Origin of the sequence: Aestuariimicrobium sp. G57, assembly GCF_050110855.1 — a bacterium.
Lineage (GTDB): Bacteria > Actinomycetota > Actinomycetes > Propionibacteriales > Propionibacteriaceae > Aestuariimicrobium.
Genome location: NZ_JBNINW010000001.1, coordinates 765,392 through 779,902, shown reverse-complemented (window position 1 = coordinate 779,902; position 14,511 = coordinate 765,392). Strand labels below are relative to the sequence as shown.

Genomic DNA, 14,511 nt, shown 5'->3' with positions numbered 1-14,511 from the left:
GATGGGAGTTCAGCCATGACTGACCAGTTTGAACCCGGCCAGACCCTGGAGTCCGGCACGCATGCCAATCCCGGGTACCAGCCGGAGCATCACAGCCACACCAACCCCAACTACCAGCCCGAGGTCGAGGACGACGCCCCCCAGTACCAGGCCCACGCCAAGGAAGACCTGGAGCGCCTGGCCCGGGAGCGCGCCGCGGAAGCTGGGGACGAGGTGGTGGAAGGCGAGGCCACCCAGGAGGACGACGCATGATCATTCGCATCCTGGGTGAGGGCCAGTGGTCCGTTGAGCCCGAGCAGTTGGACGACCTGCAGTCCAGCGATGCGAAGGTTGAACTGGCGATGCAGCAGCGCGACCAGGAAGCCCTCACCGAGGCCCTCGAGGGTCTGGTCGCGCACATCAAGGAACTCGGGTCGGCAGTGCCCGACGATGTCCTGGCCGATTCTGACCTGATCATCCCTGATGTTGGCTCAACGATCGAAGATGTAGCAGAGTTCCTCGAGAGCGTCGGGTCGGATGAAGGCCTGATCCCCAGCTGATCGGAGAGCACACAACGTGAGAGTGGTGGTCGCTACGGACCGCTACCCAGCTCTGACCTCCGCCCAGGCAGGTGCCGCCATGGCCACCGCCTGGGCGGAGCGTCATGTGCAGGTGGCTGTCGTACCCCTTGGGAACGCCCTCGAGGGGTTCCATTCCGCACTGGCAGACCTGGTTGCCGCCCCGTCGACGCTGGTCAGCACCGACAACGGTGTCGCCCAGGTCATCGAGGCACCGCTGGGCAACGACACGGAGTCCCCGGAGGAGTTGCTGGTCGCGATTCGTCCGGAACACAACCCGGCTGGTCCGGGCATCGACCAGTCGGCCGGCACCGCGGGCCTCGGTCGCCTGGTGCGCGCCGTGGTCGACGGGGCCCGCACGCGCGGACGCGTCGTCCAGATCGTGCTTGAACTGGGTGACATCGCTGCCCATGACGGGGGAGCAGGGCTGCTCGGTGCGCTCGGCGCGAGTGCAGACCGGACCCTTGACGAGGGCGTAGCAGGCTTGCGTGGCATCAGTGCGGTCGACGTGTCGTTGGCTCTGGGCTGGCTCGACGGGGCAACCCTCGAACTGGTGGTGCCGTCGGGGGAACACACCAAACACCTCGTGGGGCTGAAGGGCATCACGTCGGTGCGCGGCCATGCGGCGGGTCTCGATGCGGCACTGCTGCTGGCCACCGACCAGGCGCTGGTCGACCTGGCCGCGGCCGTGGGGCAGCCGAAGCTGGCCACCACCGCAGGCGCAGGTGCTGCCGGTGGCGTCGGGTTCGCGGTGCTGGCGCTCGGCGGTGCCGTCGCCACCGGTGCTGCGCACCTGGCAGCGCGCGCCGGGCTCGCGGGGACGATCGCCCGCGCCGACCTGGTCGTGACCGGTGGAGCGCAACTGGACTTCGGCACGATGGGCGGAGACGTGCTCACCACGGTGCTGGCGATGGCCACAGGGGCGCTGCGCCCGGTCGTGGTGGTGGCGGGTGAGAACTTCATCTCGGCGCGTGAATTGCGCTCGATCGGTGTCGAGGCGGCCTACTCGGTGCAGGCGGTCGGCCAGGGTGAACCCATCGACGCCGACGCTCTGCTGTCGGCGACCAGGCCCGTGGCGGCCTCGTGGACCTGGTGACTCGTGGACCTGGTGACGCGTGGACCTGGTGACGCGTGGACCTGAAGAGGTGTCCACAGTGTGGATCAGGCGCCGTTGTGATGTTGCCCACAATCGCGCGCGTTCGTCCGCCGTCGGCGAATTTGGAGACGCTGAGGGACCACTAATCAAGGGTCGGCTTCTGTGCAGCGCGAACGGCGCGTAGACTCATGCCAACCGCTTGACCTTCAGGCGCCCCAGCGAGGCGCCACCCGATAACCCGACTGCCGGGCTCGCGAAAGGGACAATGAATGACCACCACCGCTGAACAGAGCATCCAGGGCATCGCGCTCACCGACGGTGCCGCCGCCAAGGTGAAGTCGCTGCTCGAGACTGAAGGCAGCCTCGACGAGCTCGCGCTGCGTGTCGCCGTGCAGCCGGGTGGGTGCTCCGGCCTGCGCTACCAGCTGTACTTCGACGACCGGTCGCTCGATGGCGACATCGTCACCGACTTCTCGGGCGTCAACGTCGTCACCGATCGCATGAGCGCCCCCTACCTGTCGGGTGCGACCATCGACTTCGTCGACTCGATCGAGAAGCAGGGCTTCACCATCGACAACCCCAACGCCGGTGGCTCGTGCGCCTGTGGTGACTCCTTCCACTGAGCCCTGCCTGCACGGGGGGACTCGCCGGTATCCGGCGGTCAACCTGCTTGTCAACTGCGCCATCCCACATGCGGCATCGTCCGCTGGGATGGCGCTTTTGCGTTACGCTACCCCAGTGGGTTCGACGCGGACCCGCGTGGTATAGGCACTCGAATACCGGAGGTACGACGACGTGAGCTTCAACCGCCATGTCAAGCACCCGGGCGGCGGATCGCGTATCCGCCGTGGGGTGGCGGCGCTCGGCGCCGTTGGAGCGATGCTGGTCCTGGCTGGATGCAGCGGTCAAGGTGCGCGATTCGGCATGCTGGAGCCCGCCAGTGATCGTGCACCGATCATGGGCAACCTGTGGGTCGGCGCCTGGATCGCCAGCCTCACCATCGGCGTGCTGGTGTGGGGCCTGATCATCTATGCCGCGGTGCGCTACCGTCGCCGCCGCGGCAACAGTGTGCCGAAGCAGACCAAGTACAACCTGCCGATGGAGCTGATGTACACCATCATTCCGTTGCTGATCATCGCGGTGCTGTTCTTCTTCACCGTGAAGGCACAGAACGAGGTGCTCGACAAGTCCGAGCCGGTTGACCACACCATCAACGTCGTGGGACAGAAATGGTCGTGGACCTTCAACTACATGGAGGCCGAGAACCCCGAGGTCGGCGACGTCGTGCACCAGGTCGGCACCATGTCGCAGATCCCCGACCTGTACCTGCCCGTGAACAAGCCGGTCCGGTTCAACCTGGCCAGCCCTGACGTCATCCACTCGTTCTGGATCCCCGCGTTCTACTTCAAGCTGGACGTCATCCCCGGCCACGCCAACTCGTTCGACGTGACCCCCACCAAGCTGGGTACCTACGACGGCAAGTGCGCTGAACTCTGCGGCACCTACCACGCCCACATGATCTTCAAGGTGCACGTGGTGACCGAGCAGGAGTACTACGCCAAGCTCAAGGAACTGGCCGCGAACGGTCAGACCGGTGAGAAGAAGGTCCAGGTCTCGGCCACCTCAATCGCCACCAAGCCTGCAGAGGAGCAGCACAAGTGACCACGCTTGCTCGCACCGATGTGCGCACCGAATCCCGGAGTGAAGCCAAGGCCCGTTCCATCGGGTCGATCGCCATGGACTACCTCACGACCACCGACCACAAGAAGATCGCGCACCTGTACTTCGTCACGTCGATCATCTTCTTCCTGTTCGGTGGCCTGCTGGCACTCGGCATCCGACTGGAACTCGCCGAGCCAGGCATGCAGTTCATGAACCAGGAAGTGTTCAACCAGCTGTTCACGATGCACGGCACGATCATGCTGCTGATGTTCGCGACGCCGCTGTTCTCGGGCTTCGCCAACCTCATCCTGCCGATCCAGCTGGGTGCCCCCGACGTCGCCTTCCCGCGACTCAACATGCTGGCCTACTGGCTCTACCTGTTCGGCTCGCTGATCGCCTGCAGCGGGTTCCTGAGCCCTAGCGGTGCCGCCAGCTTCGGTTGGTTCGCCTACGCCCCGCTGTCGGACGCCATCAACACCCCCGGCGTGGGTGGCGACCTGTGGATCATGGGCCTGTACCTGCTCGGCATCTCGTCGATCCTGGGCTCGGTCAACTTCGTCGCGACCATCATCTGCATGCGAGCCCCCGGCATGACCATGTTCCGCATGCCGATCTTCTGCTGGAACATCCTGGTCACCGGCATCCTCGTGCTGCTGGTGTTCCCCGTGCTGGGCGCGGGCCTGCTCGTCCTCGAGGCTGACCGCGTGATGGGTACCCACATCCTCGACGCCGCCCACGGCGGCCCGATCCTGTGGCAGCACCTGTTCTGGTTCTTCGGCCACCCCGAGGTCTACGTCATCGCCCTGCCGTTCTTCGGCATCATCACCGAGGTCATCGCGGTGTTCAGCCGCAAGCCCGTCTTCGGCTACGTCGGCCTGGTGCTCGCCACCCTGTCGATCGGTGCCCTGTCGGTCTCGGTGTGGGCCCACCACATGTTTGCGACCGGTGCGGTCAACCTGCCGTTCTTCTCGTTCATGACCTTCTTGATCGCAGTGCCCACCGGGGTGAAGTTCTTCAACTGGATCGGCACGATGTGGGGCGGGTCGATCAGTTTGAAGACACCCATGCTCTGGTCGATCGGCTTCCTCACCACGTTCCTGTTCGGAGGCCTGACCGGCGTCATCCTGGCCTCGCCGCCGCTTGACTTCAACGTGACCGACACCTACTTCGTGGTCGCCCACTTCCACTACACCGTCTTCGGCACCGTCGTGTTCGCCATGTTCGCCGGCCTCTACTTCTGGTGGCCCAAGATCACGGGTCGCATGCTGAACGAGACGTGGGGCAAGGTGCACTTCGTCACCCTGTTCATCGGCTTCCACACCACCTTCCTCGTGCAGCACTGGCTGGGCGTCGAGGGCATGCAGCGACGCATCATCGACTACGGCGCGTGGGAGGGCTTCACCACCCTCAACCAGATTTCGACCTTCGGTGCGTTCCTGCTGGGCGCGAGCTTCCTGCCGTTCTTCTGGAACGTCTGGATCACCAGCAAGCAGCCCAAGGTCGGCGTCGATGACCCGTGGGGCTGGGGACGTTCGCTGGAGTGGGCCACCGCGAGCCCGCCGCCGCGCCACAACTTCACCAGCCTGCCGCGCATCCGTTCGCCGTACCCCGCCTTCGACCTGAACCATCCCGAACTCGCCAATTCCGAGTACGAGATCGACAGCAAGGTCGTCGAGCGCTACGACGAAGAACTTGAGAAGGAGCTCGTGCGATGAAGACAGAACAGAAGATCTTCGGGGCCCTGGTGCTCTACTTCGTCGTGGTCGGTGCCGCCTACTACGTGATGAGCAAGGAGCTGGTGGGCACGGTCGCACTGGGACTGTCGGCCGTCATGTGCGCGATCATCACCGTCTACCTGGGCGTTGCGGGTAAGTCGACCGGCAAGCGCCTCGAGGACGACGTCGACGCCGAGATCTACCAGGGTGCAGGCACCCTCGGTTTCTTTGCGCCGAAGAGCATCTGGCCGCTGTGGGTGGCCATCACCCTGTCGCTGATCGCACTGGGCCCGCCGCTGGGCTGGTGGCTCACGATCGTCGGTTTCGGCGTCGCCATCTGGTCGATCTCGGGCTGGGTGTTCGAGTTCTACCGCGGTGACTACGCGCACTGATCATCCCGCTGGACGAACGCGGCCCCGGTTCCTGTCGAGGAACCGGGGCCGCCTGCGTTGTGCCCGGCGGGGGATCACACCAACCCGCGCCGGATGAACCCGTCCGCCATCTCGCTGATGGAATCGCCCGTGGCGATCGGTTCGCGGCCCAGCAGCTGTCGTGCCAGCCCGGCGTCCAGGGTGGGTGCGTAGCTGAGCTCCGAGACGTTGGCCTGCATGTCGCCGTCCACGAATGCATAGGCGCGGATCAACCAGTCGGGCGCCCGGAAGCGGGGCATCCGGCGGGCGTAGTCGGGGTGGCGCTGCGCCAGCACCTGGCCAATCCCGTGGATGTCGATCGCGTCGAATGCCGTGGGCACCCGCTTGCCGGCGGCGACCGGGTCGGTCAGGGCAGCCACGTGCACCTTGGCCACGTCGCGCACATCGACCACATGCAGGGTCAGGTTCGGTGACATCGGGATCTGGCCCCGCAACAGGCGCAGGATGGTGGCGCCCGACGTGCCCGGGTCGTCATCGAGCGTGGGGCCGAGGATGAAGCCGGGGTTGATCGCCGTCAGCCGGGCGGGGTCCTGGGCGACCAACTGCCAGGCGTGCCGCTCCGCGCGCGTCTTCGACTCGGCATAGGCGGTCATGGGGCCACCGTGCTCGTCGATCCAGTCGTCGGCATCGAGGTGGGGCTTGCCGTTCCTGCCGCGTCCGTGCGAGATCGTCACGGTCGATGACGTCAGTACGATGCGCTCGACCCCGGCCGAGAGTGCCGCGGTGATGGCACGGTCAGTGCCCTCGACGGCGGGACGAATCAGGTCCTGACGGTCCCGCGGCATGGTGGTCACGAAGGGGGAGGCCGAGTGCAGCAGGAAGCGGGCGCTCCCCATGGCCTCTTGCCAGCCTTCGTCACGGGTGAGGTCGAGCTGTGCGAACTCGAGCTCGTCAACGGGCGCACCTGACGCGGCCAGGGCCGCGCGGATGGCTTCTGCCCGGGTGAGGTCGCGCAGCGAGCCACGGACCCTGTAGCCGGCCTGCAGTGCGGTCCGCGCGAGGTGGCTGCCGAGGAACCCGGTGATGCCGGTGATTACGATGAGGTCTGACACGTCGTCTCCTGGTGGATGAGGGTCACCGAATGAACTTACGAAATGAACGATAGACGTTCAATCCGTTCAGAACAAGGAGGAGTAGTGCCACGGCCCGATCGCACCGACGCCATCGTGACCGCTGCCCAGGAGCTGTTCATCGCACATGGGTACCGCGGCACCACCATGCAGGCGATCGCCCAGGCCGCCGGCGTGGCAAAACCCACGCTCTACGCCCGGTTCCCCGACAAGCAGACCCTGCTGACGGTGATCGGCGAACGGGTGCTCGATCAGGCGAGGGCCGGCTTCGCTGCAGCGCTCGCTGCGTCCGGCGACCCCACCCAGCGGGCGCGGGCAGCACTGGTCGCGAAGTACCGCGCACTGGAGTCAGTGCTGGGGGACTCCCCGCACGCGGCTGAACTGCAGCAGGAGTTCGCCCGGCTGGCACCGGGCACGCTGGGCGAGGTGCACCACCTCGCCCAGCAAACCATCACCGCACTGCTCACCGAGGCAGGGGTGGACGCCCCGGCCGAGCGTGCCGAGGTCGTGCTGGCGGCCGTCGATGGCCTGCGTGAACGCATCACCGACCAGCAGAAGCTGGTGCGGCTCGTGGAGTTCACCGTGGACAAGCTGTTGACCTGAGCCGCCGGCAGCCGAGCGTCACCAGCTGGCCGACACCGGGCGACCCTCTTCGTAGCCGGCAGAGCTCTGCACGCCGACCAGGGCGCGGTCGGCGAACTCGGCCAGGTTCGAGGCGCCCGCATAGGTGCAGGACGACCGCACGCCCGAGGTGATGAAGTCGAGCAGGTCCTCCACGCCCGGGCGGGCCGGGTCGAGGTACATCTTCGAGCTCGAGATGCCCTCTTCGAACAGGGCGGCGCGGGCCCGGTCGAAGGGGCTCTGGTTCATGGTGCGGTGGCGCACCGCGCGGGCGCTGGCCATGCCGAACGACTCCTTGTACAGCCGGCCCTGGTGGTCGACCTGCATGTCGCCCGTGGACTCGTGCGTGCCGGCGAACCACGACCCGATCATCACCGAGCCGGCTCCAGCGGCCAGGGCGAGGGCCACGTCGCGGGGGTGCTTCACGCCGCCATCGGCCCACACGGCCTTGCCGAGCTTGCGGGCCTCGGCCGCGCATTCCAGCACCGCGCTGAACTGCGGCCGGCCCACACCGGTCTGCATGCGGGTGGTGCACATGGCGCCCGGCCCGACACCGACCTTGATGATGTCGGCGCCGGACTCGACGAGGTCACGCACGCCGTCTGCCGTCACGACATTGCCCGCGACGAGCAGGATGCGTCGTCCGGTCTGTGCGGCGAACTCGTCGCGAACGACGCGCACGGCCTGCAGCGCCTCGATCATCTTCTGCTGGTGCCCGTGGGCGGTGTCCATGACCAGCACGTCCGAGCCGGCCTCGAGCAGGGTGCGGGCGCGGCCGGCCACGTCACCGTTGATGCCCACGGCCGTGCCGATCATCAGCCGTCCCTGCGGGTCGAGGGCGGGGGTGTACAGCGCCGAGCGCAGCGCACCCTTCGAGGTCATCAGGCCGACGAGCCGGCCGTCCCTGACGGCGATGGCGACCTTCTGGTGCTGTGCGGCCAGGGTGTTGAACACCTCTTCGGGCGAGGCGTCGGGGTCCATGGTGGTCAGGTCGGTCGTCATGACGTCCTGCACCTGGGCGAATCGGTCGGCGTTCTCGAACTCCGACGCCGAGACCAGGCCCACCGGTGCACCGTCACGCACGACGATTGCCACGCCGTGCGCACGCTTCTGCACCAGCGACATCGCCTCACCGATGGTGGTGGTGGGTGCCAGGGTGATTGCCGTGTCCCACTGCGGGTGGGCGCCCTTGACCCGGGCGATCGCGCGGGCGACGAACTCGGTGGGGATGTCCTGGGGAAGGACGGCGATGCCGCCGCGGCGTGCCACGGTCTCGGCCATGCGTCGTCCAGAGATCGCCGTCATGTTGGCGACCACGAGCGGCAGCGGGGTGCCGAGACCATCTGTGCTGGTCAGGTCGACATTCTGGCGCGAACCGACCGCACTGCGGTTGGGGGCCATGAACACGTCGTTGTAGGTCAGGTCGTAGACCGGGGGCTCACCGAGGAATTTCACGTACTTCAGTGTCTCAAACATCGCCAGATGTTCCGAATTGTTCACCTGCCAATCCAGCCGGACACTCGGGCGCGGTCACTAGGGTTGTGGTGAACCCGGACGGATGGAGGAGTCACCATGGTCGACCTGATCGCGCTGCGTGCAGAGCTCAACGAGGCACAGGAGGAGCGGCTCACCCTGCGGGAGTTCATCGACCAGCTCGTCAACGAAGGCTACACGGTCGGGGACCCCGAGAGCCCAGACCCGGCGCTGATCGATCCCCAGGGACGCGCCGTCGAGACGTGGCGTGAAGACTTTCCCTATGACGAGCTGATGAGCCGTGCCGAGTACGAGGACGAGAAGTACAAGCTGCAGGTCGAACTGCTCAAGTTGCAGTACTGTGGCCAGGACCATGACCTCAAGCACCTCATCATCTTCGAGGGACGCGATGCGGCCGGCAAGGGTGGCACCATCAAGCGGTTCACCGAACACCTCAACCCCCGTGCCGCGCGCGTGGTGGCGCTGAACAAGCCGAACAACGAAGAGGCCGGCCAGTGGTACTTCCAGCGCTATGTGCGCCACCTGCCGACCAAGGGTGAGATGGTGCTGTTCGACCGGTCCTGGTACAACCGCGCCGGCGTCGAACGCGTGATGAACTTCTGCACGCAGCAGGAATACGACGTGTTCATGCGTCAGGTGCCCGAGTTCGAGAAGATGCTGGTCGAGTCGGGGATCCATGTGACGAAGTTCTGGTTCTCGGTCACCCAGCGTGAGCAGCGCACCCGCTTCGCGATCCGCCAGATCGACCCGGTGCGGCGCTGGAAGCTCTCGCCGATGGACCTGGAATCCCTCGACCGCTGGGAGGCCTACACCGAGGCCAAAGAGGCGATGATCCTTGCCACTGACACCGATCATGCCCCGTGGACGGCAGTGCGATCCAACGACAAGAAGCGGGCCAGGCTGAACGCGATGCGCTTCTTCCTGAACCAGTTCGACTACGAGGGTCGCGACGACTCCGTGGTCTACGACCCCGACCCACTGATCGTGCAGCGCGGGCGTGAATCCGTCCAGGACTGACCGCTCGTCCCGGGGTGGGGACGCGGTCGTCGACCGCGTGCTGCTCGCCGTCGAGCAGCTGCCACCCGGGCGGGTGGTGACCTATGGCGACCTCGCCGAGCTGGTCGGCACGTCGGCGCGACGCGTGGGGCGGGTGATGTCACAGCACGGCCACGAGGTCTGCTGGTGGCGCGTCGTCAACGCGTCCGGTGAACTGCCCGTGGACGGCGCCCGCGACCACTGGCAGGCCGAGGGGATCGCGCTGGCGGCCAACGGCCGGGCCTGTGCGCTGCGACGCCACCGTGCTGACCTGGTGGCGCTGGCCCGGGACTATGCGCGTGCCGGTGGGGGAGCGGGGTAGCGGACGCAACCCCCAACCACGATGCCAAACGGGCGGCTCCCCGAGGGGAACCGCCCGTTGTGCTGTCTGTGCAGGTGATCAGTGCTGCAGTGCCTTGGGCTTGTCGCCCTCGAGCTCTTCAGTGTCATGACCGGCCTCGACTGCGTGGTCGTCGTGGTGGCTGTGCGCCGCCTCGATCTCTTCAGCGGTCAGCTGCTCGGGGTGGTAGCCCTCGTACCAACGGGCCATGGCGGCACGCAGCTTTGAGACCTTCCTGCCGGTCGGCACACCGTTGGCGTCGACCTCTTCGCCGGCCTCGACGGCCTTGACCGGGCTGTCCTGGGTCAGCGTCCAGGCCTCGTCCGCCGAGATGGGCTCGTGGGCCTCGGAATAGCCGCCATCGGGCGAACGCTCGATGATGCCCGACTCGCCACCATGCAGCACCCGCTCACGGTCACGGCGCAGCATGGCCAGGCAGATGCGCTTGGTGATGATGAACGCGATGATCGGGCCGACGAAAACTGCGATCCGCAGGAAGTAGGTGATGCCGTTCAGGTTCAGGTGGAAGGTGGTGGCGATGATGTCGTTGCCACCGGCGATCCAGAACAGGCCATAGACGGTCATCGCGGCAACGCCCAGGGCCGTGCGGGTCGGTGCCTGGTACGGGCGCATGGCGATGTGGTGCTCGCTCTTGTCGCCAGTGATCCACGACTCGATGAACGGCCAGGCGCCGAGGACGACGAACAGGGCGGTCATCAGGCCGACACCGGGCAGGAACACCGACCAGGTCCACGTCGTGGAGCCGATGTGCGATTCGAGTGGCGGCACGATGCGGATGGCGCCCTCGAGCCATCCCATGTACCAGTCCGGCTGCGAGCCGGCGGTCACCTGGGACGGGTTGTAGGGGCCGTACTTCCACACGGGGTTGATCTGCATCAGGCCACCCATGAGCACCAGCACGCCGAACACGACGAAGAACAGGCCGCCGGCCTTGGCCGCGAACTGCGGGAACATCGGCATGCCGACGACGTTGTTGTTGGTGCGACCCGGGCCCGCGTAGTGGGTGTGCTTCTGGTAGAAGACGAGGCCCACGTGTGCGGCGATCAGTGCCAGCAGGATGCCCGGCACCAGCAGGATGTGGACCATGTAGAGGCGTGCCACGACGATGTTGCCGGGGAACTCCCCGCCGAAGATGAAGAACTCGGCCCAGGTGCCGATCAGCGGGATGGAGCGGACCAGGCCGTCCACGAACCGCAGACCGGTGCCCGAGAGCAGGTCGTCGGGCAGGGAGTAGCCCGCGAAGCCCTCGACGGTGGCCAGCGCGAACAGGCCGACACCGATGAGCCAGTTGACCTCACGGGGCTTGCGGTACGCGCCGGTGAAGAACACGCGCAGCATGTGGAACATGATCGAGGCCACGAACAGGATCGCGCCCCAGTGGTGGATCTGCCGGACGAGCAGGCCACCGCGGATGTCGAAGGACAGGTCAAGGGTCGAGGCGTAGGCCTCGGACATCATGATGCCCTGCATCAGCTGGTAGGAGCCCTCGTACTCAATCTCTGCCATCGACGGCTTGAACCAGATGGTCAGGAAGATGCCCGTGAGCAGCAGCACGATGAACGAGTACAGCGCGATCTCGCCCAGCATGAACGACCAGTGGTCGGGGAAGACCTTGCGCAGGATCGGCTTGCCGAGGAAGCCGATCGCCAGGCGGTCGTCGAGCCACTTGGCAGGGCCGGCGGCTGCGTTGAGCGCGCTGGGCTTGGCCGGCTCGTTCGGGGTGATGTCAGCAGACGGGGTGTCAGTGACGGTGGTGGACTTGGCCATCAGTTGTCACCCTTCTTGTAGTCATTGCGCGAGTCACGCTCGAAGTAGCTCGGGCCGACCGGCACGTCGAAGTCGCGCTGGGCGACGAGGAAGCCCTCTGCGTCGACCTTGATCGGCAGCTGGGGCAGTGAGCGGGTCGCCGGGCCGAACACGACGACACCGGAATCACCCAGGTCGAACGTGGACTGGTGGCAGGGGCACAGCAGGTGGTGGGTGGTCCGCTCCCACAGCGAGATCGGGCAGCCCACGTGGGTGCAGATCTTCGAGTAGCAGAGGATGCCGCCGACCTGCCAGTCCTTGCGGGACTCGGGGATCTTGATGCGGTCGGGCTCCATGCGCACGACCACGATCGACGACTTGGCCTTGGCCTGGATGAACGGCGTGCCGTGCAGTTCGAACAGCGAGGCGGGCTGGCCGTTGATCAGCTGGCCGATCTCGATGTCTTCGGGACGGATCTCTTTCTCGGTGATGTCGTTGACCAGTCGGACGCCCTCGGCCCAGACGGTTTTCTCGATGGTCGCCGCACGCAGGCCCGGGCCCGGGTGGGGGCCCATGTCCGCGAGCACGACCACGGCGGGCACGACGGCGATGCCGATGGCGCCGAGCAGGGCGCCGCCGATCAGCGGGCGCCGGCCCAGGCGGGTGTCGTCGACCATGTCGTCGAGCTGCTTGACCATTTCCTTCTGCACGGCCTCGGGCGAAGATGCGGGGTGGCGCAGGTCGACGAACTCGGCATCGTTCATCAGCTGGCGTGACCACTGCACGAGCGCGAGCCCGATGAGCAGCACGGCGAGGCCGCCGGTCAGGCCCAGGAACAGGTTCTGAGCGTACGTGTGCAGCGGCCCGAAGGTGATGGTGGTGGTCTTCGGCACGGCGAAGTAGATCACGACGAAGGCGATGGCCAGCAGCGGCACCAGGGCCAGCATGCCGAGCACCTGGCGGTAGGCGCGGTTGCCTGCGGCCTCGTCGACGTCGGTGAGGCGCTCCACGTGCTCCTCGAGGCCCGGGTCGGCCACGGGTGGGCCGTCCGGGGTGGTCAGCGGGATCGCCTCGTAGTCAACGGGGCTCAGCGGACCCTCCTGGACAGCAGGCACGGGGGTGGGGGTGTGGTACTGGTCGCTCATCGTGCACGAGCTCCTCTCGACGCGATCCAGGTGATGATGAGAAGCACGCCGCCGAGGCCGATCACCCAGCCCCACAGGCCCTCACCGACGGGGCCGAGACCACCGAGGTCGAAGCCGCCGTTGGGCGAGTCGTGCAGGGTGTTCAGGTAGCCGACGATCTCTTTGACGTCCTGGTCGGTGAGCACGCCCTTGCTGAACACGGGCATCTGCTGCGGGCCGGTGCGGATGGCCTCGTAGATGTGCTTGTCCGAGGTCTGGGTGAGAGGGGGTGCGTACTTGCCGTTCGGCAGCGCGCCACCACCACCCTCGAAGTTGTGGCAGGCCGAGCAGTTGGCCCGGAAGAGCTCGCCACCGCGGGCGATGGCCTTCGCGTCGAGACCGGTGCCGCTGTACTGGTCCTCGCTGGGGATCGCGGGTCCGGTACCGAGGCTGGCCACGTAGGCCGCGATCGCCGAGATCTCTTCAGCGCTGTACAGGGTCTTCTTGGCCGGGGCCTGGGCACCGGGGCGGGCCATGGGCATGCGGCCGGTCTCCATCTGGAAGTCGACCGAAGCAGCACCCACGCCGATGAGCGACGGGGCCTCGGGGGTGCCTTCACCGTTGAGGCCGTGGCAGGACGAGCAGTTCAACTCGAACAGGTCTTTGCCCTGGGCAATCTGTGCCTGGCCTGTGGTGTCGGCGTTGGACTGTGTGGCGGGAGCCAACGCGGCGTACAGACCACCCATGACGAACAGCGCGAGCACCAGGGCCAGTGGCTTGGCCGCAGGGTGGCGCCGGCGTGTGGAGAGGAATCGCATCAGTGCTTACCTTTCGGGGTCAGGGGAGGATGTAGATCGCCGAGAACAGCACGATCCAGACCACATCGACGAAGTGCCAGTAGTACGAGACGACCATCGCGGTGACGGTCTGCTCATGGGTGAACGTGCGGGCCATGTAGGTGCGTCCCAGCGTGAACAGGAACGCGAACAGGCCGCCGAGCACGTGCAGGGCGTGGAAGCCGGTGGCAAGGAAGAACAGCGACCAGTAGACGTTGCTCGACGGGGTGAAGCCCTCACCGATGAGGGTGGCGTACTCGAAGACCTGGCCGGTGACGAAGACCGAACCCAGCACGAAGGTCAGGATGTACCACTCGCGCATGCCCCACTTGGCGAGGTTCAGCGCGCCGCCAGTGCGCTTGACCTGACCGTGCTCGGCCGCGTGCACACCGAACTGGCAGGTCACCGAGCTGAGCACGAGGATCAGGGTGTTGGCCCCGGCGAACGTGACCGCGAGGTGTGCCTTTTCGCTCACCCACAGTGCAGTGGTGCCGGCGGCGTCAGCGAGCGCGTAGGTGTTCTCGCGGATCATGAAGAACGCCGCGAACAGCGCCGCGAAGAACATGAGCTCGCTGGCGAGCCACACCCACGTGCCGACGGCCACAGTGTCCGGTCGGCCCAGGGGCTTGTTCAGGCGTGCTGGTGCAATGGGATGCAGTGCCCCAGTGGGTACCGCGATGGTGCGAGTCGTCTGTTGAGTAGCCACGGGGTCATTATTGCCCGAAAACTGGCGTTGGGTCATGTCAGACCGGGGTTTGGGCCA

Annotated in this window: 16 protein-coding genes; 10 read left to right on the top strand and 6 right to left on the bottom strand. The window is 66.5% G+C overall.

Going from position 1 to position 14,511, the window contains the following annotated elements; translation table 11 throughout:
- The first annotated feature begins 15 nt into the window (after positions 1-15).
- The 7 genes from ACQCX5_RS03590 (at position 16) to ACQCX5_RS03560 (ending at position 5,422) form a co-directional block, all read left to right on the top strand.
- Entirely contained in the window at positions 16-252 is a 237-nt protein-coding gene (locus ACQCX5_RS03590) for a hypothetical protein (RefSeq protein WP_434540598.1), read from the top strand.
- Positions 249-539 carry a PspA-associated protein PspAA gene (gene pspAA, locus ACQCX5_RS03585; RefSeq protein ID WP_434540597.1) on the top strand — a complete coding sequence of 97 codons (291 nt, stop codon included), beginning with the start codon at positions 249-251 and terminating at the stop codon, positions 537-539. The genes ACQCX5_RS03590 and pspAA overlap by 4 nt, the downstream gene beginning before the upstream one ends.
- A gap of 16 nt (positions 540-555) precedes the next feature.
- The gene (locus ACQCX5_RS03580; protein ID WP_434540596.1) at positions 556-1,653 is read left to right on the top strand and encodes a glycerate kinase; all 1,098 of its coding nucleotides are present in this window, start codon (positions 556-558) and stop codon (positions 1,651-1,653) included.
- 269 nt (positions 1,654-1,922) lie between these two features.
- The gene (locus ACQCX5_RS03575; RefSeq protein WP_434540595.1) at positions 1,923-2,276 is read left to right on the top strand and encodes a HesB/IscA family protein; all 354 of its coding nucleotides are present in this window, start codon (positions 1,923-1,925) and stop codon (positions 2,274-2,276) included.
- Between the two features lie 172 nt (positions 2,277-2,448).
- Positions 2,449-3,315 carry an aa3-type cytochrome oxidase subunit II gene (gene ctaC, locus ACQCX5_RS03570; protein WP_434540594.1) on the top strand — a complete coding sequence of 289 codons (867 nt, stop codon included), beginning with the start codon at positions 2,449-2,451 and terminating at the stop codon, positions 3,313-3,315.
- A 20-nt stretch (positions 3,316-3,335) separates the two neighbouring features.
- Positions 3,336-5,030 carry an aa3-type cytochrome oxidase subunit I gene (gene ctaD, locus ACQCX5_RS03565; RefSeq protein ID WP_434540728.1) on the top strand — a complete coding sequence of 565 codons (1,695 nt, stop codon included), beginning with the start codon at positions 3,336-3,338 and terminating at the stop codon, positions 5,028-5,030.
- Positions 5,027-5,422 (top strand): cytochrome c oxidase subunit 4, encoded by a 396-nt coding sequence (locus ACQCX5_RS03560; RefSeq protein WP_434540593.1) that lies wholly within the window; start codon positions 5,027-5,029, stop codon positions 5,420-5,422. Before ctaD ends, ACQCX5_RS03560 begins: the two co-directional genes overlap by 4 nt.
- 74 nt (positions 5,423-5,496) lie before the next feature.
- Here the strand turns inward: ACQCX5_RS03560 and ACQCX5_RS03555 are convergent, their stop codons facing one another.
- The gene (locus ACQCX5_RS03555; RefSeq protein ID WP_434540592.1) at positions 5,497-6,513 is read right to left on the bottom strand and encodes an NAD-dependent epimerase/dehydratase family protein; all 1,017 of its coding nucleotides are present in this window, start codon (positions 6,511-6,513) and stop codon (positions 5,497-5,499) included.
- Between the two features lie 84 nt (positions 6,514-6,597).
- Here ACQCX5_RS03555 and ACQCX5_RS03550 point away from each other — a divergent pair, with 84 nt between their 5' ends.
- Positions 6,598-7,134, top strand: a complete 537-nt coding sequence (locus ACQCX5_RS03550; protein ID WP_434540591.1) for a TetR/AcrR family transcriptional regulator — start codon at positions 6,598-6,600, stop codon at positions 7,132-7,134.
- Positions 7,135-7,152: 18 nt separating this feature from the next.
- Here the strand turns inward: ACQCX5_RS03550 and ACQCX5_RS03545 are convergent, their stop codons facing one another.
- Entirely contained in the window at positions 7,153-8,628 is a 1,476-nt protein-coding gene (locus ACQCX5_RS03545) for a GuaB1 family IMP dehydrogenase-related protein (RefSeq protein WP_434540590.1), read from the bottom strand.
- Between the two features lie 96 nt (positions 8,629-8,724).
- Here ACQCX5_RS03545 and ppk2 point away from each other — a divergent pair, with 96 nt between their 5' ends.
- Together ppk2 and ACQCX5_RS03535 are read left to right on the top strand one after the other, a co-directional pair.
- Positions 8,725-9,663, top strand: coding sequence for a polyphosphate kinase 2 (gene ppk2, locus ACQCX5_RS03540; RefSeq protein WP_434540589.1), 939 nt, complete (start codon positions 8,725-8,727; stop codon positions 9,661-9,663).
- On the top strand, positions 9,644-10,003 hold the full coding sequence (locus tag ACQCX5_RS03535) for an MGMT family protein (RefSeq protein WP_434540588.1): 360 nt from the start codon (positions 9,644-9,646) through the stop codon (positions 10,001-10,003). The genes ppk2 and ACQCX5_RS03535 overlap by 20 nt, the downstream gene beginning before the upstream one ends.
- 78 nt (positions 10,004-10,081) lie before the next feature.
- On the opposite strand, the gene qcrB is transcribed toward ACQCX5_RS03535, so the two are convergent.
- Genes qcrB through ctaE form a run of 4 tightly spaced genes read right to left on the bottom strand, consistent with a single transcriptional unit; the run spans position 10,082 to position 14,454 of the window.
- Positions 10,082-11,809, bottom strand: coding sequence for a cytochrome bc1 complex cytochrome b subunit (gene qcrB, locus ACQCX5_RS03530; protein ID WP_434540587.1), 1,728 nt, complete (start codon positions 11,807-11,809; stop codon positions 10,082-10,084).
- On the bottom strand, positions 11,809-12,933 hold the full coding sequence (gene qcrA / locus ACQCX5_RS03525; RefSeq protein ID WP_434540586.1) for a cytochrome bc1 complex Rieske iron-sulfur subunit: 1,125 nt from the start codon (positions 12,931-12,933) through the stop codon (positions 11,809-11,811). Before qcrA ends, qcrB begins: the two co-directional genes overlap by 1 nt.
- Positions 12,930-13,730 carry a cytochrome bc1 complex diheme cytochrome c subunit gene (qcrC, locus tag ACQCX5_RS03520; protein WP_434540585.1) on the bottom strand — a complete coding sequence of 267 codons (801 nt, stop codon included), beginning with the start codon at positions 13,728-13,730 and terminating at the stop codon, positions 12,930-12,932. The genes qcrA and qcrC overlap by 4 nt, the downstream gene beginning before the upstream one ends.
- A 19-nt stretch (positions 13,731-13,749) precedes the next feature.
- On the bottom strand, positions 13,750-14,454 hold the full coding sequence (ctaE, locus tag ACQCX5_RS03515) for an aa3-type cytochrome oxidase subunit III (RefSeq protein ID WP_434540584.1): 705 nt from the start codon (positions 14,452-14,454) through the stop codon (positions 13,750-13,752).
- Positions 14,455-14,511: the final 57 nt, after the last annotated feature.